Origin of the sequence: Sphingobium scionense (assembly GCF_014197035.1) — a bacterium.
In the GTDB taxonomy this organism is placed as follows: Bacteria; Pseudomonadota; Alphaproteobacteria; order Sphingomonadales; family Sphingomonadaceae; genus Sphingobium; species Sphingobium scionense.
In genome coordinates, this window is record NZ_JACIEU010000020.1 from 15,618 (window position 1) to 39,970 (window position 24,353).

General features: G+C 64.3%; 20 protein-coding genes. 8 read left to right on the forward strand and 12 right to left on the reverse strand.

What is annotated here, in order from left to right; genetic code table 11:
- Positions 1-97 precede the first annotated feature (97 nt).
- Both clpB and GGQ90_RS20520 read left to right on the forward strand, forming a co-directional pair.
- Positions 98-2,677, forward strand: coding sequence for an ATP-dependent chaperone ClpB (clpB, locus tag GGQ90_RS20515; protein ID WP_188083746.1), 2,580 nt, complete (start codon positions 98-100; stop codon positions 2,675-2,677).
- Positions 2,674-3,405 (forward strand): 2OG-Fe(II) oxygenase family protein, encoded by a 732-nt coding sequence (locus GGQ90_RS20520; RefSeq protein ID WP_246428348.1) that lies wholly within the window; start codon positions 2,674-2,676, stop codon positions 3,403-3,405. Before clpB ends, GGQ90_RS20520 begins: the two co-directional genes overlap by 4 nt.
- A 116-nt stretch (positions 3,406-3,521) precedes the next feature.
- On the opposite strand, the gene GGQ90_RS20525 is transcribed toward GGQ90_RS20520, so the two are convergent.
- Positions 3,522-6,470 carry a TonB-dependent receptor plug domain-containing protein gene (locus GGQ90_RS20525; RefSeq protein ID WP_246428349.1) on the reverse strand — a complete coding sequence of 983 codons (2,949 nt, stop codon included), beginning with the start codon at positions 6,468-6,470 and terminating at the stop codon, positions 3,522-3,524.
- Here GGQ90_RS20525 and GGQ90_RS29080 point away from each other — a divergent pair.
- Positions 6,445-6,804: a hypothetical protein gene (locus tag GGQ90_RS29080; RefSeq protein WP_223178385.1), complete on the forward strand. Its 360-nt coding sequence runs from the start codon at positions 6,445-6,447 to the stop codon at positions 6,802-6,804. The genes GGQ90_RS20525 and GGQ90_RS29080 overlap by 26 nt on opposite strands.
- 174 nt (positions 6,805-6,978) lie before the next feature.
- Here GGQ90_RS29080 and GGQ90_RS20530 read toward each other — a convergent pair whose 3' ends face one another.
- Positions 6,979-7,236 (reverse strand): hypothetical protein, encoded by a 258-nt coding sequence (locus GGQ90_RS20530; protein ID WP_223178376.1) that lies wholly within the window; start codon positions 7,234-7,236, stop codon positions 6,979-6,981.
- Between the two features lie 56 nt (positions 7,237-7,292).
- Positions 7,293-8,576 carry an aspartyl/asparaginyl beta-hydroxylase domain-containing protein gene (locus tag GGQ90_RS20535; protein ID WP_188083748.1) on the reverse strand — a complete coding sequence of 428 codons (1,284 nt, stop codon included), beginning with the start codon at positions 8,574-8,576 and terminating at the stop codon, positions 7,293-7,295.
- Positions 8,577-8,664: 88 nt separating this feature from the next.
- On the opposite strand from GGQ90_RS20535, the gene GGQ90_RS20540 reads away from it, so the two are divergent.
- Positions 8,665-9,699: a hypothetical protein gene (locus tag GGQ90_RS20540; RefSeq protein WP_246428350.1), complete on the forward strand. Its 1,035-nt coding sequence runs from the start codon at positions 8,665-8,667 to the stop codon at positions 9,697-9,699.
- 171 nt (positions 9,700-9,870) lie between these two features.
- Here GGQ90_RS20540 and GGQ90_RS20545 read toward each other — a convergent pair whose 3' ends face one another.
- The gene (locus tag GGQ90_RS20545; protein ID WP_188083750.1) at positions 9,871-12,897 is read right to left on the reverse strand and encodes a TonB-dependent receptor domain-containing protein; all 3,027 of its coding nucleotides are present in this window, start codon (positions 12,895-12,897) and stop codon (positions 9,871-9,873) included.
- A 393-nt stretch (positions 12,898-13,290) separates the two neighbouring features.
- On the opposite strand from GGQ90_RS20545, the gene GGQ90_RS20550 reads away from it, so the two are divergent.
- Complete coding sequence (locus GGQ90_RS20550; protein WP_188083751.1) at positions 13,291-13,836, forward strand: hypothetical protein; 546 nt, start codon at positions 13,291-13,293, stop codon at positions 13,834-13,836.
- A 3-nt stretch (positions 13,837-13,839) separates the two neighbouring features.
- Here GGQ90_RS20550 and GGQ90_RS20555 read toward each other — a convergent pair whose 3' ends face one another.
- The 3 genes from GGQ90_RS20555 to xseA are packed head-to-tail and all read right to left on the reverse strand — an operon-like array spanning position 13,840 to position 16,422.
- On the reverse strand, positions 13,840-14,694 hold the full coding sequence (locus tag GGQ90_RS20555) for a M23 family metallopeptidase (RefSeq protein ID WP_188083752.1): 855 nt from the start codon (positions 14,692-14,694) through the stop codon (positions 13,840-13,842).
- Entirely contained in the window at positions 14,691-14,903 is a 213-nt protein-coding gene (locus GGQ90_RS20560; RefSeq protein ID WP_188083753.1) for a DUF2093 domain-containing protein, read from the reverse strand. Before GGQ90_RS20560 ends, GGQ90_RS20555 begins: the two co-directional genes overlap by 4 nt.
- Positions 14,904-14,928: 25 nt before the next feature.
- Complete coding sequence (gene xseA, locus GGQ90_RS20565; RefSeq protein ID WP_188083754.1) at positions 14,929-16,422, reverse strand: exodeoxyribonuclease VII large subunit; 1,494 nt, start codon at positions 16,420-16,422, stop codon at positions 14,929-14,931.
- 7 nt (positions 16,423-16,429) lie between these two features.
- Here xseA and purD point away from each other — a divergent pair, with 7 nt between their 5' ends.
- Complete coding sequence (gene purD, locus GGQ90_RS20570) at positions 16,430-17,707, forward strand: phosphoribosylamine--glycine ligase (protein ID WP_188083755.1); 1,278 nt, start codon at positions 16,430-16,432, stop codon at positions 17,705-17,707.
- 98 nt (positions 17,708-17,805) lie between these two features.
- The gene (locus GGQ90_RS20575) at positions 17,806-18,375 is read left to right on the forward strand and encodes a hypothetical protein (RefSeq protein WP_188083756.1); all 570 of its coding nucleotides are present in this window, start codon (positions 17,806-17,808) and stop codon (positions 18,373-18,375) included.
- Here GGQ90_RS20575 and GGQ90_RS20580 read toward each other — a convergent pair.
- Complete coding sequence (locus GGQ90_RS20580; protein ID WP_188083757.1) at positions 18,372-19,334, reverse strand: acyltransferase family protein; 963 nt, start codon at positions 19,332-19,334, stop codon at positions 18,372-18,374. The genes GGQ90_RS20575 and GGQ90_RS20580 overlap by 4 nt on opposite strands.
- A gap of 149 nt (positions 19,335-19,483) precedes the next feature.
- Here GGQ90_RS20580 and GGQ90_RS20585 point away from each other — a divergent pair, with 149 nt between their 5' ends.
- Positions 19,484-20,182 carry a GDSL-type esterase/lipase family protein gene (locus GGQ90_RS20585; RefSeq protein WP_188083758.1) on the forward strand — a complete coding sequence of 233 codons (699 nt, stop codon included), beginning with the start codon at positions 19,484-19,486 and terminating at the stop codon, positions 20,180-20,182.
- Here GGQ90_RS20585 and GGQ90_RS20590 read toward each other — a convergent pair whose 3' ends face one another.
- The 4 genes from GGQ90_RS20590 to GGQ90_RS20605 are packed head-to-tail and all read right to left on the reverse strand — an operon-like array spanning position 20,183 to position 24,331.
- Positions 20,183-20,980, reverse strand: a complete 798-nt coding sequence (locus GGQ90_RS20590) for a 3'(2'),5'-bisphosphate nucleotidase CysQ (protein WP_188083759.1) — start codon at positions 20,978-20,980, stop codon at positions 20,183-20,185. It lies immediately after the preceding gene.
- Entirely contained in the window at positions 20,967-22,313 is a 1,347-nt protein-coding gene (locus tag GGQ90_RS20595) for a TldD/PmbA family protein (protein ID WP_188083760.1), read from the reverse strand. The genes GGQ90_RS20590 and GGQ90_RS20595 overlap by 14 nt, the downstream gene beginning before the upstream one ends.
- Before the next feature lie 40 nt (positions 22,314-22,353).
- Entirely contained in the window at positions 22,354-23,274 is a 921-nt protein-coding gene (gene nudC, locus GGQ90_RS20600; RefSeq protein ID WP_188083761.1) for an NAD(+) diphosphatase, read from the reverse strand.
- Complete coding sequence (locus GGQ90_RS20605; RefSeq protein WP_188083762.1) at positions 23,261-24,331, reverse strand: A/G-specific adenine glycosylase; 1,071 nt, start codon at positions 24,329-24,331, stop codon at positions 23,261-23,263. The genes nudC and GGQ90_RS20605 overlap by 14 nt, the downstream gene beginning before the upstream one ends.
- Between the last annotated feature and the right edge of the window lie 22 nt (positions 24,332-24,353).

The window sequence follows — 24,353 nt, forward strand, 5'->3', positions numbered from 1 at the left end:
GTAAAATATGCAAGGGGCGCGCGGATTTTTTGCCCACGCCCCTTGTGTGTCATTTTTGCAACATTACATCGCCAGCAATGCCTTGAAGGGGATGATAATGAACCTCGAAAAATTCACCGACCGCGCCAAGGGTTTCCTCCAGTCGGCGCAGACCGTTGCGATCCGCATGAACCACCAGCGGATCAGCCCCGAACATCTGTTGAAGGCGCTGCTGGAAGATGAGCAGGGCATGGCGTCCGGCCTGATCAAGGCAGCGGGCGGCGATGCCGCGACCGCGCTGCGCGAGACCGATGCCGCGCTGGCCAAGGTGCCGGCCGTATCGGGCAGCGGCGCGCAGCAGACGCCGGGCCTGGACAATGATGCCGTGCGCGTGCTCGATTCCGCCGAGCAGGTGGCGCAGAAGGCGGGCGACAGTTTCGTCACCGTCGAACGGCTGCTGCTGGCGCTGACGCTGGCGACCACCACGACGGCGGGCAAGGCGTTGGCGACCGCCGGCGTGCGTGCGGAGGCGCTGAACGGCGCGATCAACAGCCTGCGCGGCGGCCGCACCGCCGACACGGCGGGCGCGGAAGACCGTTATGATGCGCTCAAGAAATTCGCCCGCGACCTGACCGACGCGGCCAGGGCCGGCAAGCTCGATCCCGTGATCGGCCGCGACGAGGAAATTCGCCGCACCATCCAGATCCTGGCGCGCCGCACCAAGAACAACCCGGTGCTGATCGGCGAACCGGGGGTCGGCAAGACCGCGATCGCGGAAGGGCTGGCGCTGCGCATCGCCCATGGCGACGTGCCCGATACGCTGAAGGACCGCACGCTGATGGCGCTCGACATGGGCAGCCTGATCGCGGGCGCCAAATATCGTGGCGAGTTCGAGGAGCGGCTGAAGGGCGTGCTCGACGAGGTGAAGGGTGCCGACGGCCAGATCATCCTGTTCATCGACGAGATGCACACGCTGATCGGCGCGGGCAAATCCGAAGGCGCGATGGATGCCGGCAACCTGCTGAAGCCGGCGCTGGCGCGCGGCGAGCTGCATTGCATCGGCGCGACCACGCTCGACGAATATCGCAAATATGTCGAGAAGGATCCGGCGCTCCAGCGGCGGTTCCAGCCGGTGTTCGTCGGCGAGCCGACGGTCGAGGACACGATATCGATCCTGCGCGGCATCAAGGACAAATATGAGGCGCATCATGGCGTGCGCATCGCCGACGGCGCGATCGTGGCGGCGGCGACCCTGTCCAATCGCTACATCACCGACCGTTTCCTGCCCGACAAGGCGATCGACCTGATGGACGAAGCCGCCTCTCGCATCCGCATGGAGGTGGAGAGCAAGCCCGAGGAAATCGAAAATCTCGACCGCCGGATCATGCAGCTGCAGATCGAGCGTGAGGCGCTGAAGAAGGAAAGCGACCAGGCGTCGAAGGACCGGCTGGCCAATCTGGAAACCGACCTCGCCAATCTGGAGCAGCAGTCGGCCGAGCTGACGACGCGCTGGCAGGCGGAGAAGGACAAGATCGCGAGCGAGGCCAAGCTGAAGGAACAGCTCGACGCCGCGCGCATCCAGCTGGAGCAGGCGCAGCGTGGCGGCGACTATGGCAAGGCCGGCGAGCTGCAATATGGCACCATTCCGCAGCTGGAAAAGCAGCTGGCCGAGGCCCAGGGCGCGTCCAAGGGCGCGATGCTGCGCGAGGAGGTAACGGCCGAGGATATCGCCAGCGTCGTATCGCGCTGGACCGGCATCCCGGTCGACCGGATGATGGAGGGCGAGCGCGAAAAGCTGCTGGCGATGGAAGCCGAACTGGGCAAGCGGGTGATCGGCCAGGCCGATGCCGTGCGCGCGGTGGCGACCGCCGTGCGCCGCAGCCGGGCCGGCTTACAAGACCCGAACCGGCCGCTGGGCAGCTTCCTGTTCCTTGGCCCCACGGGCGTCGGCAAGACCGAGCTGACCAAGGCGCTGGCCGGTTTTCTGTTCGACGACGAAAGCGCGATGGTGCGCATCGACATGAGCGAGTTCATGGAGAAGCACTCGGTGGCCCGGCTGATCGGCGCGCCTCCGGGCTATGTCGGCTATGAGGAAGGCGGCGTGCTGACCGAGGCGGTGCGGCGCCGGCCCTATCAGGTCGTGCTGTTCGACGAGGTCGAGAAGGCGCACAGCGACGTGTTCAACGTGCTGCTGCAGGTGCTGGACGATGGCCGCCTGACCGATGGCCAGGGCCGCACCGTCGACTTCACCAACACGATCATCGTGCTGACGTCGAACCTGGGCAGCCAATATATCGCCGCCCAGCCCGACGACGAGCCGGTCGAGAAGGTCGAGGAGCAGGTGATGGAGATGGTACGCAGCCATTTCCGCCCGGAATTCCTCAACCGCCTGGACGAGATCATCCTGTTCCATCGCCTCGGCGCGGGCCATATGGCGCCGATCGTCGATATCCAGGTGGCGCGGGTGCAGAAGCTGCTGAAGGACCGCAAGGTGGTGCTGAACCTGACCGGCGAGGCGCGGGCCTGGCTGGGCCGGGTCGGCTATGATCCGGTCTATGGCGCACGGCCATTGAAGCGGGCGGTGCAGCGTTACCTGCAGGATCCGCTGGCCGACCTGATCCTGCGCGGCGAGGTGCCGGACGGATCGACCGTGACGGTGGAAGATGGCGACGGCGCGCTGAAGCTAAGCGTCGCATGACGACAATGGTTGCGGATTTCGCGCTGGCCGATGGCATCGACATCGACCGATTGCGATCCGACTATCAGCGCGACGGGCATGTCCGCATCGGTCCCTTCCTGACCGATGCGGCCGCCCGCGCGCTGGCCGCCCATCTGGACGCGCGCGAGGATTGGCGGATCGTCCTCAATTCGGACGAGAAACTGTTCGAGATCGATCGCCCGACGGCGCAATCGATGACGCCGCAGCAATGGGGCGCCCTGAACCAGGCGGTGCATGAGGCGGCCCGGCATGGCTTCCAGTTCCGCTATGGCAGTATCCGCGTGCCCGACGAGGAGCAGGCGCGCCGGCAGTCGCCGCATCTGCTGGATGCCTTCGTCCGCTTCATGGCGGGGCCGGAGGTGCTGGCGCTGGTCCGGGCGATCGCCGGCAGCGAGGCGATCGGCTTCGCCGACGGGCAGGCGACCCGCTATGTCAGCGGCGATTTTCTGACCGGCCATGATGATGGGGTCTCGGGAAAGAACCGGCACGCCGCCTATGTCTTTGGCCTGACCGAGGGATGGCGGACCGAATGGGGCGGATTATTGATGTTCCATGGTGCCGATGGCGGCTTTTCCGGCCGGGTGCCGGCCTTCAACAGGCTCGACCTGTTCCGCGTGCCACAATTGCACAGCGTCAGCTATGTCGTGCCTTCCGCTGGCGCGGCCCGAACGTCGGTGACCGGCTGGTTCCGGTCCGCGATGGAGTGAAGACGGCGACGGCGCACTGAGACCCAGTGTCGGCTAAGTCGGGCGCGCCGTGCGCCAGTTGGTCCTGAAAGGAGGGCGGCCCCGCAAGGGAGGGCCGCCCTTTTATATTATCTGGTTTAGAAGCTGGCCTTCGCGCCGATGCGGAAGGAGCGGCCCAGAATCGCCGACTCGCCAACCACCGGGTTGTAGAGATAGGCGCCATAGGTGGTCGCATCGATCGGCGGCTTGTTGTTGAAGACGTTCATGACGTTGGCATAAAGCTCGAACTGGTCGTTGACCTTGATCGTGCCCGTCATGTCGACGCTGATGAACGACTTCACGCGGCAGCCCTGATAGGCTTCACCATCATAGTTGGTCGGCACCAGGCTGCAGTCGCCGGCAACACCACCCTGATCCTCGGCCGAATAATTATAGCCATCGGTATAATAAGCGGTCGCGCTGAGCGAAGCTTTGCCGAAGTCCAGCGTATTCTGCCAGCTACCGCGCCACTGCTGCGTGCCCGAACCGGCCGTCAGGTTGAAGTTGCCGAGCGTGTCGACATAATGTTCAACCGTCCCGTCGGGATATTCGGTGTTCAGCTTGATGACATAGGTCGCATCGATCGAGGTCGAGAAGGTGATGTTGTCGCTCAGGCGGAACTTGCCCATCGCGTTGAAATCGATACCCGACGTCTTGATCGTGTTGGCATTGATGAAGCTGCCCTGCACGAAGGCGATGCGACGCTGCGAACCGGTATGTTCCTGATCGACTTCGTCCGGGATCACCGTCACGCCATCATAGGAGGTTTCCCCGGTGGCGTAATAGTTGGCGATCGCGTTCGAGAAGTTCACCGAGGTGATCGCGCCGGTCTTCTTGATGTTATAATAGTCGACGCTGAACGAAAGGTTGTTGAGCGGCTGGAAGGTCGCGCCGAGCGTGATGTTGCGCGACTTTTCCGCCTTCAGGTTCGGGTTGCCCACCGTCGTCTGACCGATCGAATAGTTGGTCAGATAGGTGTTGGGACCGGTGCCGGCCGAGTTCAGATGCTGATCGATGAATTCCTGCGGCATCGAACCGATCGACTGGGTGACATAGCCGGTGGTCGGCAGAGCGCCCATTTCCGCGAAGCTGGGGATGCGGAAGCCCTTCGAGAAGGTGCCACGGAACATCAGTTCGCGGATCGGCTTGAACTTCGCGCCGAACTTGGGCGAGAAATTGTCCTGGCCGGTCGAATAATGGTCGTAGCGACCCGCCGCCGTCAGTTCGAGCTGCTCGACGATCGGTGCGCTCAGTTCGAAATAGGCGGATTCGACATCGCGGTGGCCCTTGGCGCCAAAGGCGTTCAGGCGGAAATAGCGCTCGGTCTGACCGTCATAGTCGGGGTTGCCGCTGGGATTGTTAAGCGATTCATAGCGGGCGGCGACGCCGACCGCGACCTGCAGCGGACCACCCGGCAGGTCGAACACTTCCTTCGAAATGCTCGCCTGGCCCTGATAGAGCTGGGTCTTGCTGTGGTTGATCTGGGTCGGGGTCAGATAGTCGAGCGTCTCCTGCGAGGTCGCCGACGGGTTCATGAAATTATACGAACCGTCCGCGATCACATCGAGCAGATGCTGGATATAGACATAGCCCTTGGCCGTGGTCTTGAGCTTCGAGACCATGGCCGTGCCGTCGACCTGATAATGCCAGTCGTTGCCGAAATCGCCCTTGATGCCGGCGGCAGCGCGGAAGACCTGGCTGACCGATTCATTATATTCGGTGCTGGTCGGCAGGCGGCCGATGATGGCAGCTTCCTGGCCCTGGGCGGCATAGGGGTTGTTCGGGTTCAGCGTGCCGTTGGTCGCATCACAGGCGGCAGTGCCACGGGCGCAGACATAAACCGGCAGACGCAGCAGGCCCGCACCGGTCGAGGTCGAATAGGCCGAATAGTCGATACCGGCCGGCGCATTGGCGCGGATGATCGAGGCAAGGCCGGTGTAGGAGGACTTGCTGTTCTCATAGTTGAGTTCGAGATAGGCTTCGCCGCTGTCGCCGACGATCTTGGTGAAGCGACCCGAAATGCCCCAGCGCTGCTGTTCCGGCAGAACCTGGCTGTAATCGTGCGTGATGTCCTGCTGGCAAACGGTGTGCGGCGCGGTTGCATTGGCCGCATATTCCGCGTCGGTCAGCGTGTAGGGGTTCAGGCTACCACAGCCAGCAGCGGCGTTCAGCAGCTCGTAACGGCCGGTGCCGGCGCCAGTGGCGGCATCGTAGGGACGAGCCATGAAGACATTGGTCGCGGTCGACAGGCCGGTGAAGCCAATGCTGGGATCTACGCCATTGGCCATGTTGTTGGGACCGCAGACGCCGTCATGGCAGATCCCCGACAGATCGTCGCTGTTATAGGGATAGCCCAGGTCCTTGTTATAGACCGCAGCGCTCTTGAGATAATGGGCGCTGACATAGGCGTTGAAGCCCTGTTCGGACAGGTCGCCATAGCCATAGGTGGCCGACAGGCGCTGGTTGGCGCCATAGCCCTTTTCGGCGACGCCGGCTTCGGCCTGAAGGTGCAGGCCCTTCACTTCGCGCTTGGTGATGATGTTGACCACGCCGGCAACCGCGTCGGCGCCATAGGTGGCGGACGCGCCGTCCTTCACCACTTCGACCCGGTCGACGATGGCGTCGGGGATGGTGTTGAGGTCGACGAAATTGCGCGTGCCGTCATCGGCCAGCGGATAATAGGCGGCGCGCAGGCCGTCGAACAGCACCAGCGTCGAGGAGGTCGACAGGCCGCGCAGCGAGACCGCCGACGCACCGCCAGCGAACGCGCCATTGGCCGAGAAGCCGTTGGTCAGCGCCGGGCCGTTATTGGCCGACAGATTCTGGATGCCCTGCTGCACCGTGGTGATGCCGCGGATCGCCAGATCTTCCGACGAAACGGTGGTGATCGGCGAAATCGTTTCCTTGTCGATGCGGCGCAGCAGCGAGCCGGTCACGACGATCGTGTCGTTCGCGCCGTCATCGGCCTGGGGGGCGGCATCCTGAGCATGGAGGGGCGCCTGGAACAGCGCGGTGGCGAGAATGACGGGCGCGACTCCGGCCCGCAAGAATGCGGCAATCGATGCGTTCTTCAAATTTCCAGTCCCTTATCTGGAGCGGCAGTTTTGTCTGCCTGCTGATGACCAGTGCGACCCTGCGGAACCACAAGGCGGGGCATGGGTGCGCCCCATGGAACCGGCTGTAAACCCGGTTGCGTTACGAAACGTTACGATTTTTACAGATGTGCAACATTCCAGCAACACAATTACGGTGTTGAAACTAAATGAAATTCTGTGGAATGGTGGAGGTGCGAGCGCCCATTCCCCGTTTATTATCGGTATTTTTGTGCAACTGAATAGATGGTGGCGCGCAGAGCTGCAGAGATACCGCGTCGTTATATAACAAGGCTTCGCTTGAAATTTTGGCCGCATGGAACCGATGATAAAAGGGCTCAACAGCCACCGCAGACGATCGCATATGCCTAGCGCTCATGAAAAAGGGAGCGCCCGCACAAGCGACCGCTCCCGTAGATCAGATATCATTGCCCCTATCGCCCAGCAGGACTGACAGGCAGGCTCAGCCGTTTGGATTCATACCGGCACGGCTACGCATGATCAGGTCGTCGGCATCGCGACTCTGCTGCTCGCTAATCGCCCGCCATTCCGCATTGGTCTTGCAGATGCGTTCCTTCCTTACGAGCGAACCCGTTACCGGGAAGCTGCGACAGCGCGTTGCATTGGGATCATTGCGGTCGAGCTTGGGCTTGTCTTCAGCGAGGGCTGGATAGGCCATCGCGAACAGGCCCGTCATGACCAAGGCTTTGACGATACGCATCTTCTATCTCCCAGACGACAAGGCAATCCGGCGCGGTGGCCGTCGTATCCATTGCCTCAAACCCCGGCCCCCAGAGCGTCCTGCGCTCTGCTGGCATCAGCTGTCGCATAGAATTGCTTCAAGAGCTGCTGCTCGGCAAGTGACAAATGCGGATTCCACACGTCGAAGATCAGGACGACGCGCAGATGATCGCTGTCATTCCAGGCTTCATGCTCGATCGTGTCATCGAACGCGAAAGCCTGTCCTTCCTGCCAGGCGCGGGTTTCACCGCCGACGCGGAAGAAACAGCCCGGTGGAACGATGAGCGGCAGGTGGATGATCGCGCGCGTATTGGTGACGCCGGTGTGGGCGGGAATGCGGCTGTGAGGCTTGAGCAGCGAGAAGAAGGCGGATGGTGCGCGGCCGGGAATATCCGCCCGCGGCAGCGCTTCGAGCGCCGCCACGGTCTGAGGACAGGCGGCGCAAACGGCTTCGTTGCGCACGCCATATTCCCACAGAAAGGCTGCGCCCCAGTCGAGCGAGCCATCCAGCACCGTCCACTTATTTTCCGGTGTGCCCGGATCCTGCTGCACATAGGGGCGCACATTGCCGCCCTGCTTGTCGATCAGGCCTAGAAACTCCTCGCGTATGGCGTCGGTCTTCGCCTCCAGCTGCACCAACCAGGAAAAATGGTCCCGATCGAAATATTCATCGGCCGGCAGGAAAGGATAATGCAGGCCCGAACACTGGTTCTGGTACAGCGGGCGCCCCCCGAATTCCTTGTCGAGGCAAGCCTTGAAACGACGCTGGCTCCGCATGTCGGCATCCGCGAGCAGCGGTGCGACATCCTGTTCCACCATGTTCGCGAGGCGGGCCTGATGATCGGTCAGAAAGCGTCGCGCCTCGGCCAAGGTCTCGACAAGTTGCACCGGCAGATCCCGCATGCCCATGGACAGGGCCAACACCTTGCTCCAGCTGTCGGCCGACGACTGGGTCTCCCCCAGACGCTGCTGCAATTGGGCAAGCCGGAGCTGGGCCATGAAGTTGCGTTGGTCGATGTCGATCGCCCGCTGCAGGGCGCTCCGTTCCCCCTCTGCATCGCCCAGTCCGCGCTGCGCCGCGGCGACATTCATCCACAAGGCCGGTTCGCCCGCATCGCTGGCGGTGGCTCCCAGAAAATGGTCGCGAGCGGCATGAAAATCGCGCTTTTCCAGCGCCATCATGCCCAGCATGTTGAGCGCCTGTGGCTCGCCGGGCTGAAGCGTTAGAAGCTGCGCCAGCGCAGCCTGCGCATCGCCATGGCGTCCGGTGCGACGGGCTTCCGCCGCCTGCTGCAAAAATCGTCCGATCTGCTGGTTCATCCCGTCCTGCTATCATATGGCGCGGTCGAGGCAAGCCGCTGGCCTGCAGCCTTGTGCGCCCCTGCCTGCCATGCGAAGGCTGCGACCGATGACCGCTTCCTCCGCCCAGCCTCTGAACAGCCTGATGGCCGACGCCCAGTGGCTGGCCCATCGTTATGATCCGGAGCAGGACGCTTTCCATTTTCTACAGCTACCGCGCGCGCGCCATGGCGAAATACCGTTCCTGACCGACGAGTATGTCGGGCAGGCCGTCGAGCCGATCGTGATACGGCGCGAGGAGGCCATCGCCGCAGCGCCGCCACCCGCGCCGGTGCATTTCATCTTCCATTCGGCCTATTGTTGTTCGACCTTGCTCGCCGCCGTCTTCGATCGGCCCGGCATCGCCATGGGTCTCAAGGAACCGGTGCTGCTGAACGACATTGTCGGCTGGCGTCATCGCGGTGCTAAGGGGCCAGAAGCAGCCCGCGCGCTGGACCATGGACTGCGACTGCTGGCACGCCCCTTTTCGGCCGGCGAGGCGATGGTGATCAAGCCATCCAACCTGATCAACCCGCTGATTCCGGGAATCATGGCGATGTGGCCGACCGCCCGCGCGCTGTTTCTCCACGCGCCCCTTGATGCCTATCTGGCGTCGATCGCGCGCAAGGGCATGTGGGGCCGATTGTGGGTGCGTGATCTGTTCGGCAAGTTGCTACGCGAAGGCATGGTCAATCTGGGCGTCGCACCATCGGACTATCTGGGGCTGACCGATATCCAGGTCGCGGCGCTGGGATGGCTGACACAACATGCCCAGTTCCAGGCGCTGACCAAGCAATTGGGCGAACGCGTCCTTACCCTGAACAGTGAAACATTGATCGCGCATCCGGCCGATAGCCTGACCGCGCTGGCACGGCATTTCGATATCACGTTGAGCCGCGCGGATATTGCCGACATCGTTTCAGGACCGATATTCGGCCGAGATTCCAAGACCGGCGCCGACTTCGCCCAGGGCCAGCGCGTGCGCGCCGCGCAGGATGGCAAGGCGCTACATGCCGAGGAGGTCGAGAAGGTCGGCGAATGGGCGACCCTGATCGCGCGCAACAATGGCATCGTCATGGACCTGCCTCGCCCGCTGCTGGACTGAGACGCCTATCCCGGCCGCGGGCGGGAGTAGAACATCAGATAATCGACGGAAAAAACGACTGCTGGGCGCAGCGGCGCTGTCGCGCATGTCGGGTTCAGGCCCTGAAGACGGCATGAAAAAAGGGCCGGCTTTGCAGCCGGCCCTCCTTTTTCATTCGACGTTGCGCTTCGATCAGAAGCGGAACTTGGCAGCGATCGCATAGCGACGGCCCAGCGCGTCGTAGGTCGACGGATAGACGTTACCGCTGTTGTAGCTGGTCGAACCGATCGTGTTACCCACAACCTTCGGCTTATTGTCGAAGAGGTTCTGGGCCGTCAGGGTGATGGTGATTTCATCCGAGACGTGGAAGCGGCCGGTCAGGTCGAAATAATGTTCGGCCTTGATCTTCCGGAATTCCGGATCGACCATGCAACCATCTTCGTCCGTGGTGGTCGGATTGCTGCAACCGGCAACTTCGGCAGCGGCCAGATCGTCCGCCAGCTGCTTGGGCTCATACTTCACGCTGTCGATATAGCGCCACAGCAGCGAGATATCGAACTTTTCGAAGCTGAGGGTCGAACGCTGCGAGAACTGCCATTCCGGCTGGATCGAGGCGCAGTTGACCGAGTAGAAACCGACGCATTCGCGGTTGTACGAGGCCGAGGTCGCCTGGAACTTGTTGCTGTTGGTCCAGGTACCCAGCAGGCTGAGCGCCAGCTTCGCGAAGCCGACATCGGTCTGGTAGTTCAGCGTGAAGTCAACGCCGTCGGTGCTGAGCTTGCCCAGGTTCGAAGTCACCAGCGACAGGCCGGGCGTGGTCAGCGATTCGCCGAACAGTTCGCCGGTCAGCGGGTTACGACGGATCGAGGTACAGGCCGAATCGGTCGCGCTGGAGGCGGTGATGTTGTCGAAGCAAGCCGCGACAGCGTCACCGGGGGTCGGCGAGGTGATGGCATCCTTAATCTTGATGTTGAAATAGTCGACCGTCGCCGAGAAGCCACGCAGGCCCGACGGCTGGAAGACGGCACCGATGGTCCAGCTGTTAGACTTTTCGGGCTTCAGATCAAGATTGCCACCGCCGGTATAGTTGACCTGGCCGGCAGGATCATTGGTGATCGCACCGATGGTCGAGGCGGGCGCGCCCTGAGCGATACAGACCGCAGCGAGGTTAGCGTCATTGAGCGGCGCGCTGCCCGAGCAGGGGTCGGTGCCCAGGTTGGTGAGCGCAGTGCTGACCGGAGCGAACAGTTCCGCGATGTTGGGCGCACGCACGGCGTGGGCATAGTTACCGCGAATCTTGAAGCCATCGACCGGAGTCCAGCTACCGCCAGCCTTCCATGTGGTGGTCTTGTAGGACGGGCTGCTGGGCGCGTCGACGCTGTAGCTGGAATAGCGGATGCCGGTTTCCAGGGTCAGATCCTGGAAGAAGGGCTTGTCCTGAACCAGCGGCACGATGAGTTCGCCGAATGCTTCATAGACGTCATAGCCGCCCGAGATGTTCGGAGCCGCACCACCGGCGCCGCCCAGATCACCCGACTGCGAGAGCAGATCCGATTCCTGCGAAGCGGCATATTTGCGATATTCGCCACCGATGGCGAAAGCCACCGCGTCGCTGGCGAACGGAACCGCCCAGCCGAAGTCGCCGCTAACGGTCGCATTGGCCTGGGCCAGCGAGGTCTTGGTCACGACCTGGCTGTTGGCGTTCAGGAACGCGTTCATTTCCGGCGTGATCGAGCCATCGGGACCGAAGGCGTTGAGCGGGACGCAACCGTTCGACGTGTCAAGGCAGTCGGTGGTGCTGGTCGCCTGCAGCGCCTGACGGACACGCGAGGTCAGCCAGTAGCCCTTCTGGGTCTGGGCCTGTTCGCTTTCACCATAGGCACCCGAAACGTCCCAGCTGATCGTGTCGGTGATGCCGCCACGGAAGCCGAGCTTATAGTCGAAGAAGGTGGTGGTGAATTCCGAGATACGCGGCCCCAGTTCGGTAGCACGACGCGACATGGCGGTCGTGACCTCGCGATAGTTGGGATCGTTCGGATCGGTCGCGACAGCGGCCGCGTCACATTCAGCCTGGGTGTAGAGCGGCGTGTAGACGCCGGCAGCGATCTGCGTCGGGGTCGCGACGTTGCGCTGACAGAAGGCGTTGCGCTGAGCAGCCGTCATATAGGGGTTGCTGAGCGGAATATCGACGGCGGCGCCGAAGATGCCCGACGGCGCGATGATGGTCTTAACGGTGTTCTTCGAGAAGATGCCGCGGGTATAGGCTTCTACCGCATCGCTGATCTCGTACCGCGCAGCGCCGAACATGTTGAAACGTTCGAACGGCGTCTGGAAGACGTTGTACGGGTTGAAGTTGAACGCATCAAACGCAGTGGTCGGACGGAAGGCCGAACCATCAGCGGTCACCTGGCGCGTGCCGTTGCCGGTCGCAGTGCCCGAGGGGTTGGTGCCGGTGAAGCGCGACGGGGTCGCCGTACCCGAACCACCGATGGCACCGCTGTAGGAATCGACGTTGAAGATCGAGAAGCTGCGATCGCCCTGATAGACCGGATCCGACTGCTGATAGCCGATCGAGAAGACCGCGTTACCCTTGCCGTCGTCGAAGTTCGCACCCATGGTGACGTCGGCGCGGAAATAATTACCGTCGCCCTGCTCCGTCAGCTGGTTCGAAATCGTGCCTTCCAAACCGGAGAAATCCGACTTGGTGATGAAGTTCACCACGCCCGAGATGGCATCGGCGCCATAGGTGGTCGATGCACCGCCGGTCAGCGTCTCGACGCGTTCGATCAGCGCAACCGGAATGTTGTTAAGGTCGAAGCGGCCGTTCAGTTCGGCCGGCACCAGACGGTCGCCATCAAGCAGGACGATGTTGCGGTTCGAACCCAGGCCACGAAGATCGACGAACGAGGCGCCGCCGTTGCCGTTGTTCACCGCCGAGCCGATGCTGGGAACGATGCCCGGGATTTCACGCAGAATATCTTCTGCGGTGTTGTTCTGCTTCAGTTCGATCTGGTCCGCCGAGGTCGCGGTGACCGGGGTCGAGCGTTCCAGGTTCGGATTCTTGATGAGCGAGCCGGTAACGACGATGGTGTCGGTGGCTTCGGCCTCGGCGCCCTGGGGCGCTTCCTGCGCGAACGCGGCAGTCGCGATCAGCGACGCACCGAGGATCGCCGGAGCGGCGCTGGCACGCAGCAGTGCCCTCTTCGAAAATGTCTTCACGTTTCCAGTCCCTTGCTCTGGAGTTGGGCAGTCACCTGCCTTCATGTGCACCTACAAGGGGATATGGTGCCCGACAGCGATCCCCCCGTATGGATTGCGGGAACCTGCGCGGTGGGAAAGCTGCTGTAAAGCGCGCGAAATCGCGCCTTGATGCTTTTGAACGGCCCTGTATCAAAAATGCAACAAGACGAAACATGTGGAATTTTACGGTCGCAAAGCAAGATAATTTCAACGGCGCAATATAGAGCGACGCAATGCTGCAATCGCGAGCGATCTGCTGTCAGTTTGTGACCGTTATCCAGATTTGGGGGATGCTGCCACGCTCTATTGACGACAGACTCGCCGGGTGCATGGTGGCGCCCATTGGCTGCAGATCGACGGAGAATCAAGCATATGAAGGCCCATCATGCGATGATCATGGCCCTGCCCCTGTGTCTGGTAGCGACCGGAACGGGTGCAGCGGAGCGTCGACAGCCGCGCGCTGAAATATTCACCGACCTGCTGAAATGTCGTGAAATTTCCGACGATAAGGGGCGCCTCGCCTGTTATGATCGCCAGGTGGCTGCCATGGATAGTGCCGCCCAGCGCGACGAGGTGGTGGTGCTGGACAAGACGGAACTCAACAAGACGCGCCGGACGCTGTTCGGCTTTTCTTTCCCCAAATTGCCTTTCCTCAACGATGGGGATGCGGATGATAAAAAGGCAAGTCCGCAATATGATGCGATGACCCAGATCGAGGCCAAAATCGCGGCAGCGAAAAGCATCGGTAATGGGAAATGGCTGATAACGCTGGAAGATGGCGCAGAATGGATGACCACTGAAGCAGTCACCTTTCGCGATCCCAAGGTAGGCATGACGATCGAGATCGAGCGCGCCAGCATGGGCAGCTTCATGGCCAAGATCGCCGGACGCCCGGTACGCGTGAAGCGCGTCGGCTGATCCTTACCGCGCCTGCGGCATCGGCCCGGCGAGCAGCAGCGGGTCGATGCGCGCCTCGTTCCATTTCATGCCCCAGTGAAGATGGGGGCCGGTGGCGCGCCCTGTGGCGCCGATCGCGCCGATGCGTTGCCCCTGTGCCACATGGTCGCCGGGCTTCACGTCGATCCGCGACAGATGCAGGAAGGCGCTGTTGAGACCATGGCCATGGTCGATCATCAGCAGATTACCCTCCAGCGTGAAGGGGTGATCGGCGGCAAGGATCACCACCCCGTCGGCCGGCGCCACCACCGGCTCACCGGTCGCGCCAGCAACATCGACGCCGCCATGATAGGCGCCCGGCTGCCCCTGATAGATGCGCTGCGATCCGAACAGGCCGGAAATCCGGCCCATGCGCGGCCAGATGAAGCGCTGGCGCCAGCCCTGAGCATCCGTCGCCTTGTCGCGCGCAGCGGCGATCTGCTCCAGTTCGGGCTTGCGCAGGGTGAGGAAGGCCTCGCTGCTCTTTGTCGGACGCAGCGGCGCGTCGATCCGTTCGAGCCGCCATTCGCGCGGTGCGACGGTCAGGGTGCGATCGATGACCCGGCCATCCGACAGGCGTGCGCTGAGCTTCGCCGGCGGCGGCGCGTCGCGATCGAAGGCGATCAGAAAGCGGCCATCGGCATCGACCGGAACCAGCTGGTCGCCGAAATGCAGCGCGACCGTGCCGGCCGGCGCAGTGCCAAGCAGGGTGCCACCCTGGATCGCCGGGCCGGACAGGATGAAATCAGGGCCGGCCACGCTCGCCGGTGCCGCGCGCAGCATCGCCGGGACGAGCGGCGATGCGGTGAGAGCAAGCACGACAGCGAACCAACGTATCATCCGACGGCACGCGCCTTCAGTTCCGCCTCGACCGACAAAGCGGCGCTGGCATAGGGTTCCTGGCGGGCGATCGACCAGTAGCGCAGATCCTCCAGCGGGATGCGCTGACCGGACACGGCGCACAGCACATGGTCGCCGGCCTGCAGCACGCGAAAGCTGTAGGGCATATAATGCAGCCGGGCCGGGCGGTCGCGGTTGGACATCAGCATGGGCATATGGCCTTTCTGCGGCGCATCAGGAGAAGAGGTCCTGCTGGCCGCCTTCAACAATGTCGCGCGACTTGCGCGCGGGACGGGATGGGGCGGATATAGCGGGCGCAGGGGCCGGCTCAAGAGGTGCGGCGGTGTCGATTGCGGCGGCCACGGCGCCATCGGCGAAGTGCAGGCTGACCTGGCCTGCGGCCTGCGCATCGACCACCGAACGGACCAGCCGGTCGCCCGCCATCACCCGGGCAAAGCCGCGCTGCAACGGCAGATCGGGATTGACTGAGGTGAAGAGGCGCGAGAGGCGATCGAAGGCGGTGGCGCGATCGCGATAGACGCGGGTCAGATAATCGGGGCGCAACCGCAACCGGTCGACCCGCTCCGCCGCGCGACTGACATATTGGCGCAGCAAGGCAGGCCGCAGCGCGCCACTGACCTGGCCCAGATGGGTGCGGGCATCGGCCAGACGGTGGCGCAGGCCGCTGTTGAGACCGTCGGACAGAAGATCGAGCCGCTGCCGCTGCGGCGCGAGCAAGGTGTCGGGCGTCGGCATCAGCCGCGCCTGCATGTCCAGCCTTTCGCGTGCCTGCATCGCCCCGCGCCGCACCGCCCGGCCGGAGCGCAGGCCCATTTCACCCAGCATCGCCAGCAGTTCGGCGCGGACCGGCACCGCCATTTCGGCGGCAGCGGTCGGTGTGGGCGCACGCATGTCGGCGGCATAGTCGCACAAGGTCGTGTCGGTTTCATGCCCGACCGCCGAAATGGTCGGGATCGAGCATTCGGCGACCGCGCGGACGACGATTTCCTCGTTGAAGCTCCACAGATCCTCGATCGAGCCGCCGCCGCGCGCGACGATGACGAGATCGGGCCGGGGCAACGGCCCGCTGCCATCCATGGCGGAAAAGCCGCGCACGGCGCGGGCGATCTGTTCGGCCGCGCCCTGCCCCTGGACCAGCACCGGCCAGAGCAGCACCTGGGTCGGGCAGCGATCCGCCAGGCGGTGGAGAATGTCGCGGATCACCGCCCCGGTGGGCGAGGTGACGACGCCGATGGTGCGCGGCAAGAAGGGCAGGCGGCGCTTGCGGTCGCGGTTGAACAGCCCTTCGGCCGCGAGCTTGGCCTTGAGCTTTTCGAGCAGCGCCATCAGCGCGCCCTCACCCGCCAATTCCATCCGGTCGATCACGATCTGATATTTGGACCGGCCCGGATAGGTGGTGAGCTTGCCGGTGGCGATCACCTCGACCCCATCCTGCGGCTGGAAGGCGAGCCGTTGCGCCCCGCCCTTCCACATCACCCCATCCAGCACGGCATTGTCATCCTTCAGCGCCAGATAGAGATGGCCCGAAGCCGCGCGCTTGAAGCCGGAAATCTCGCCGCGCAGGCGGACATGACCGAACCGATCCTCCACCGTGCGCTTCAGCAGGCCCGACAATTCGCTGACACTGAGCGGCGGCGCGTTGTCCCCCGCCCTTTCCTCCGCTAACAGGCGGCCCGAACTGTCATAGGCATCAAATTCCGGGGACATGGCCGAGATGAACATCCTTCTGCTTGGCGGCGGCGGCCGCGAACATGCGCTGGCTTGGAAGCTGGCACAATCGCCACGCCTCTCGACGCTGTATGCGGCGCCTGGCAACCCCGGCATAGCCCAGCATGCCAATTTGGTCGACCTCGACGCGACCGATCATCGTGCGGTGCTGGATTTCTGCACCCGCCACTCGATCGCACTGGTGGTGATCGGGCCGGAAGCGCCGCTGGTCGATGGCCTGGCCGATAATCTGCGCACCATGGGCGTCGCCGTGTTCGGCCCCGACAAGAAGCCGGCCCAGCTGGAAGGCTCCAAGGGCTTCACCAAGGATCTGTGCCAGCGCGCGAACATCCCGACCGCCGCCTACCAGCGCGTCACCAGCAAGGATGGCGCGATCGCCGCGCTCGACGATTTCACGCTGCCGGTGGTGATCAAGGCCGACGGGCTGGCCGCGGGCAAGGGCGTGATCATCGCCGAAACGCGCGAGGAAGCACTAGACGCGCTCGACACCATGTTCTCCGGCGCGTTCGGCAAGGCCGGCGAGGAAGTAGTGCTGGAAGAGTTCATGACCGGCGAGGAGGCGAGCTTCTTCGCCCTGACCGATGGCAGCGCTATCCTGCCCTTCGGGTCGGCCCAGGACCACAAGCGCGTCGGCGATGGCGACACCGGCCCCAATACCGGCGGCATGGGCGCCTACAGCCCGGCCCGCGTGCTGACGCCCGAACTGGAGGCGCAGGTGATCGAGCGGATCATCAAGCCGACGGTCGAGACGCTGGCGGCAGAAGGCATGCCCTATTCCGGCGTGCTCTATGCCGGGCTGATGCTGACCGAGGAAGGCCCCAAACTGATCGAATATAATGCCCGGTTCGGCGATCCCGAATGCCAGGTGCTGATGATGCGCTTCGACGGCGATCTGGTCGAATTGCTGCTGGCGGTGGCCGAAGGCAGGCTTGCCGAACAGGGACCGGTCACGCTGGCGGATCGCACCGCGCTGACCATCGTAATGGCGGCCAATGGCTATCCCGGCACGCCGGAAAAGGGTGGCGTGATCGGTGGTATCGAGGTGGCCGAAGCGCAGGGTGCGCGGGTTTTCCACGCCGGCACCGCCGAGAAGGACGGCGCGATCGTCGCCAATGGCGGACGCGTGCTGAACGTTACCGCGAGCGGCGCCAACGTGGGCGAGGCACAGGCTGCCGCCTATGCCGCAGTCGATGCGATCGACTTCCCGACCGGCTTCTGCCGCCGCGACATCGGCTGGCGCGAGGTCGCCCGCGAGGCGCAATAAGGGGCAAACCGGCGCGGGATCGGGACATGTCCCCCTTGTCCCGCGCCCTGCCCCGCCCTTAAATAGGGCGAGATATCCATTCCGGGAGGCAAAGGGCGATGCAGGAATTCTTCATGGACTATGGCCTGTGGCTGCTGATCGCGCTGCTCGTCGTGATCGGCCTGGTGTTCCTGCTGTCGGGCAAGGGCAAGTCGGCCGTGGTGGACGAGACCGCCCCGGTAACGCCGCCCATGGTCGCCGAGCCGATTGCCGAGCCTGCCGCCGCGCCGCTGGTGGCCGCGCCCGATCCGGTGCCGGTTGCCGAGCCCGTGATCGCCGAGCCGGTCGCGGTCGAGCCGGCGGTCGAGGAAGCGCCCGCCCCCGCACCCGTGATCGAACCGACGCCCGCGCCGATCCCGGCATCACCTGCCGTCGCGGCACCGGCTGATGGCGCCGACGACCTGCTGAAGCTGAAAGGCGTTGGCCCGAAACTGGGCGCGCTACTGACCGAATTGGGCGTGACGCACTATACCCAGATCGCCGGCTGGAGCGACAGCGACATCGCCGCGATCGACGCGAAGCTGGGCAATTTCAAGGGGCGCCCGGTCCGCGACCAGTGGATCGACCAGGCCAAATATCTCGCCGCTGGTGACATTGCCGGCTTCGAAGCGAAATATGGCAAGATCTAGACTATGACCGTTGACGGTTCCGGTTGCACGGCAACCGGGGCCGGCCTGCGTTGCGGCACGGCGCCCAAGAGCAGCGGCGGCAATCGCCCCTGCCCCGCAAGTGCGCTGGCGATGTAGAGCAGCAGCACTGCACCAGCGAGAATGACGGCGCCATGCGGGTCCAGCATCGCCACCAGTCCCATAACCAGCGGGTGCCAGAGATAGAAGAACAGGCTTTCGCGCCCGATCCGGTTGATCGGGCCGTAATGCAGGCGCACCGCCGACACGCTGGGCAGCAGCGCGATCAGCGCCAGGCACATCAGCAGGCGGGCGGGCACGAAGGCAAGCGCATTGCCGGTGCCATAAAGATCCGACCACCAGAACAGACCCAGCGCCCCGACCAGCAGCACGGGCCACAAATAGCGTTTGGGCATGCCGCGTTCGGCCATCAGCATGCCGAAGAAGAAATAGACCGGATAGCGCAGGAAACGACTGTCGGGCGACAACAGGCTGCCGCCCACTGCCCCATGGTCGAGGCCGAAACTATACATGGTGGCCAGGCTGACAGGGGTGCCGATCGCCAGCAATAGCAGTGGCGAAAGCGGCATTAGCCGGGTCACCAGAATCAACAGGAACAGCGCCGGCACATACCAGAGATGGAAGGGCGGGCGCAGCAGCATGTCGAGCGGCGTCTGCCAGGAAAGCAGGCCGCCGCTGGCGAGCCAGTAGACGATCATCGCCACAGCCCAGGGCAGCAGCATGCGTCGGCCATAGCGACTGAACATTTCCCCGGTCGGCATGGCACGGGTGCGCGTGACGTTGAGCAGATAGCCCGAAATGCCGATCATCAATGGCATGCGGAAACCCGCGCCGATCCACAGCAGGACATGCTGCTGATGCGTCAATTCCATCGCATGCCCGCCCATGACAAGCAGGATCAGCAAGCCTTTCAGCAGGTCGATCGATGGGTTCTTCGCCACGGGATGCTCGCAAAATTGCCATCGAAACGATAGCGTCACAATATTGCCAACCTCTTAAAATCCGCAATGACATCATTCTATTGCAGCCATCTTTTCTTAAGAAAAATATCGTTTAGACTTGGGCTATTAGCAGGAGGGTCGCCATCATCTTGCAGAGACTGGATACGCCTTGGGGCAAGCGCTTGCTGGCCCTGTCGATTTTTTCCCTGATCCTGGGAGGGTGGTTTGCCTACACCCGCCACCGTGAAGCGAGCGCGCTATTGCCCGCTGGTGACGGCCGCGAAGGCGCCTGCGCGCTATGGTTCGTAGGCAGTTCATCGATCAAGCGCTGGGATAGCCTGGAACATGACATGGCGCCCTGGATTGCGCATAATCGCGGCATCAACGATGCGACCTTCGAAGAGATTTTGCCCCGGTTCGGCAATATCGCGCCCGATACGCCACGCCCAGAGGCGCTCATCCTCTATGCCGGGGAAAATGATATCGCCCGTGGCCGCCCGGTTCGCCAGATCGTCCATGATCTGGCCCAGTTTCTGGAAACGCGCAGCACTTTACTGGGCGATGTCCCCGTCCTGGTCCTGTCGGCCAAGCCCAGCCCGGGACGCTGGCATCTGTTCCCGCAGCAGAAATTGCTGAATGCAGCAATGGTGCGGCTGCTGCCGCATATGAGCGACGCCCATTATGTCGACATCACATCGGCACTGTTGAAGGATGGCAAGCTGGGCGACAATTATCGCGCCGATCATGTCCATATGAATGAGGCAGGATATCGCATCTGGTCTGAGATCGTCAGCGCAAAGCTGCCCGAATTTTTACCGGAGAAGACCGTCAGACGCTGCGCCGGCTGATCAGGCCTTGCCCAATATCTCCTTCGCGCGCGGCGCGAGGCGGGCGGCGGCGGCGGCATGGATGCCTGGCGCCGCACAGAGCAGGCCGAAGGCGACGGGCTGAGGCCGGTTAAAGGCGAGGCGATCACCCAGTGCGTCGGTGACGATAGCGCCAGCCTCCTGCGCAATCAGGGCGGAGGCGGCGACATCCCATTCATTGCCCCAGCGCACGGTGGCGACCAGATCGGCCTCGTCGGCGGCGACCATCGCCATGCGCAGCGCGATGCTGTTGGGCTTGTCCACGGTGACGAGATCGCGATCGGCGCGGGGAAGTTGATCGGCGGGAACACGCGCACCGGGCAGCAGGGTACGATTGCCGGCATGGAGCGGCACGCCATTGCGGGTCGCCCCCTGCCCTACCTGCGCAATCCACAGTTCCTTGCGCGCCGGCGCCGCCAGGATGCCGAGCCGGACCGCGCCATCCTCGACCAGGGCGACCGAGACCGCCCAACCGGGCCGGCCGCGCAGATAATCGCGGGTGCCGTCGATCGGATCAACCACCCAGACGCGCGATACGCCGAGGCGATGGACGGTATCGGCCGTCTCTTCCGACAGCCAGCCGGCCTGCGGGTCGATCGCAGCAAGGCGTTCGCGCAGCATGGCGTCGATTTCCAGGTCCGCATCGCAGACCGGGTGCCCAGGCACCTTTTCCCATTGGCGCACGCGGGTCTCGCCATCGGCCCATAGCGCCAGCGCGCGATCGGCCGCATCGCTTACCGCCGCGACGACGGCCGGCAGGAGGGGTTCAGCCGCCGGCAACGGTCATCCCGTCGACGCGCAGGGTCGGCACGTTCATGGCATAACGGAACATCAGGTCATTGGCCGGCACCAGGGTGCGGAACATGTCCTTCAAATTGCCGGCGATGGTGATTTCCGACACGGCCGGACCGACCGCGCCATTTTCGATCAGGAAGCCGGCGGCGCCGCGGCTATAGTCGCCAGTGACGCCATTGACGCCCATGCCGATCAGTTCGGTGACATAGATGCCGCGCTTGACGTCGGCCATCAGGTCGCCGACCGACAGGCTGCCCGCTTCCATATGGACATTGGTGATGCCGGCGCCCGGCGCACCGGCGCCACCCCGGCTGGCATGGCCGGTGGGTTCCAGGCCAAGCTGGCGGGCCGAGGCGCTTTCCATCAGCCAACCGGTCAGCACGCCATCCGCGATCAAAGCGCGGCGCTCGACCGGCAGGCCCTCGCCATCGAAGGGACGCGAGCGAAGGCCGCGCGGCAGCAACGGGTCATCGATGATGGTGATCCTGCTGTCGAACAAGGTTTCGCCCAGCGAATCCAGCAGGAAGCTGGAGCGGCGGGCGATCGCCGGCCCGACCATGCCGCCGATCAGATGACCGACCAGGCTGGAGCCGATGCGCGGATCGAAGATGACCGGCATGACGCCGCTGTCGACCTTGCCCGGATTGAGCCGCGCGACCGCGCGCTGGCCGGCGCGCATGCCGACCGCTTCGGCATCGTCCAGATCCCTGAGGTGACGGCTGGCATGGCTGGCATGGTCACGCTGCATGTCGGCGCCGCTGCCCGCGAGCACGCTGGCCCAGGTCGAATGGCTGGTGGCGGCATAGGCGCCGGCAAAGCCATGGCTGGTGGCGAGCGCGACCTGGCTCCGGCCGCTGGCGGCGCCACCGCCTTCGCTGTTGGTGATGCCGGGGATGCTGCGCGCGGCTTCCTCCGCGATCAGCGCGCGTTCGCGCAGGGCGGCGGGTTCGGGTTCTTCCCCATCGACCAGGTCGAGCGAGGGCGGCCGCTTCCTGAGCAGCCGGTCCTCCGGCGCAAGGCCGGCATAGGGATCTTCCGGCGCCTCGCGCGCCATGGCGATGCTGCGGTCGATCAGGGTCGCGAGCGTGGCCGGGTTCATGTCCGACGCGGAAATGCTGGCCGAGCGCTGGCCGATGAAGACCCGCAGACCGATTTCCTCGCCCTCGGACCGTTCGACATCCTCCAGCGCACCAAGCCGCACCGCCACCGTGGTCGAGGCGTTGCAGGCATAGATGGCATCGGCCGCGTCCGCCCCTGCCTTGCGCGCCGCCGTCACCAGATCCTGCGCGCGCAACTGGGCTTCTTCGAGGCTGAGCATAAAGGAAGATCGATCCTGTAGTGAAGACGAAGCCCGGGCCTTACGCCCTTGCGTCGGACGGGGCAACCGCGCCGCGCAGCCAATGGTCGAGCAGGTGCCAGGCGACCGCCATGCGCGGCGGCGCCAGGAAGGGCGCATCGGGATCGCCGGCCAATGCAGCGGCGACGCCATCGGCATCGCACCAGAAGGCATGTTCGATCTCGGTCTCGTCCAGGGTCAGCGCGGGATCGTCGCACTGGGCGATGCAGGCGATCATCAGCGACGAGGGAAAGGGCCAGGGCTGGCTCATCACATAGCGGACCGAGTGGACCGATATGCCGGCTTCCTCCTTCAGTTCGCGCGCGACCGCTTCCTCGACCGTCTCGCCCGGTTCGATGAAGCCGGCGAGCGCGGAATAGCGGCCGGGCGGCCAGCTATGCTGGCGGCCGAGCAGGACCCGGCCCTGATGTTCGGCGAGCATGATCGAGACCGGATCGACGCGCGGAAAATGTTCGGAGGCGCAGGATTCGCAGCGGCGCGCCCAGCCGGCCTTGTGCGCATGGGTCGGCGCGCCGCAGACCGAACAGAAACGGTGCCGGGCATGCCAATGGACCAGGCTACGCGCAGTGCCATAGAGCGCGACGTCGGACGCGGAGACGAGATCGGCGAGGCCGCGCGATCGCGGGGTTGCATTGGGGCCTTGCTCCAGCGTCTCGACCAGATGGGCGAAGATCGGCCGATCCTGCAGATCGACGCCGAGCAGCACATGCTGTTCGATGCGCGCATCGGCAGCGAGCGGGACCAGGGCCAGGCCATGATCGTCCGTCACCGGCTCCAGCCCTTCGAGGACCAGCAGCCGGGCGTTGGGCGAGGCGAAGGCTTGCGCATGGAGCGCGGGGTTGCTGCGGATATGGTCGACCCGGTCGAGCGTGCCGCCGACGAAACCGGGCAGGCCGTGCGCTTGTGGGTCAGTTCCGTGCATCGTCCGTCATCTCCTTCATCACCGCATCGGCCGCCCGCGCGAACAGGGTCGGCAGCCCTGCCTCCCCGATCCGGTCGCGCGGCCACCATTCGCCCGCGTCCGTCGGCACATGGTCCAGCCCCACATGGGTAGTGTGGACGCTGAGCGCCAGCGAGAAATGGGTGAAGACATGGGCAACCGGCGGATCGATCGTCCGCCACTGCGCGGCAAAGGGCGGCGTGGCGTCGGGCGCACCATTCCAGTCGGAACTGGGGAGCGCACGCATGCCGCCCAGCAATCCCTTGTCCGGGCGACGCACCAGCCAGACCTGACCATCGCTGCGTTCGATCCACCAGGCATGGCCTAGGCGATGGGGCTTGGCCTTTTTCGGCGCCTTGACCGGGAAGGCGGCAGGATCGGCGGTGCGCACCGCCGCGCAATCCTGACGCAGCGGGCAGATGCCGCAGGCCGGATTGCGCGCCGTGCAGATGGTGGCGCCCAGATCCATCATCGCCTGGGCAAAATCACCGGCGCGCAGGTCCGGCGTGATGCTGTCGGCGGCTGCGCGGATGTCCGGCCGGGCGGCAGGCAGCGGCGTCGCTATGGCGAACAGGCGGGCGACCACCCGTTCGACATTGGCATCGACCACCACGGCGCGACGGCCAAAGGCAATCGCGGCAACGGCGGCGGCGGTATAGGCGCCCAGCCCCGGCAGCGCGCGCAATGCGTCTTCGGTGTCGGGGAAGCGGCCACCATAGTCGGCCACCACGGCGCGGGCGCAGGCCAACAGGTTGCGGGCGCGGGCATAATAGCCCAGCCCTGCCCAGGCCGCCATCAGGTCGGCGTCGGCACTGGCGGCCAGATCCAGCACCGTCGGCCAGCGCAGCGTGAATTTCTCGAAATAAGGCCCGACCGCCGCGACCGTCGTCTGTTGCAGCATCACTTCGGACAGCCAGACATGATAGGGATCGGCCGCATTGGCCCCCGGCGGCGCGCGCCAGGGCAGGCGCCGGGCATGGACGTCATAATGGGCCAGCAAATCCCGTGCGATTTTTGAACCCGACATCTCGACGCGCATGGCGGCCCTATGCCATGTAGCG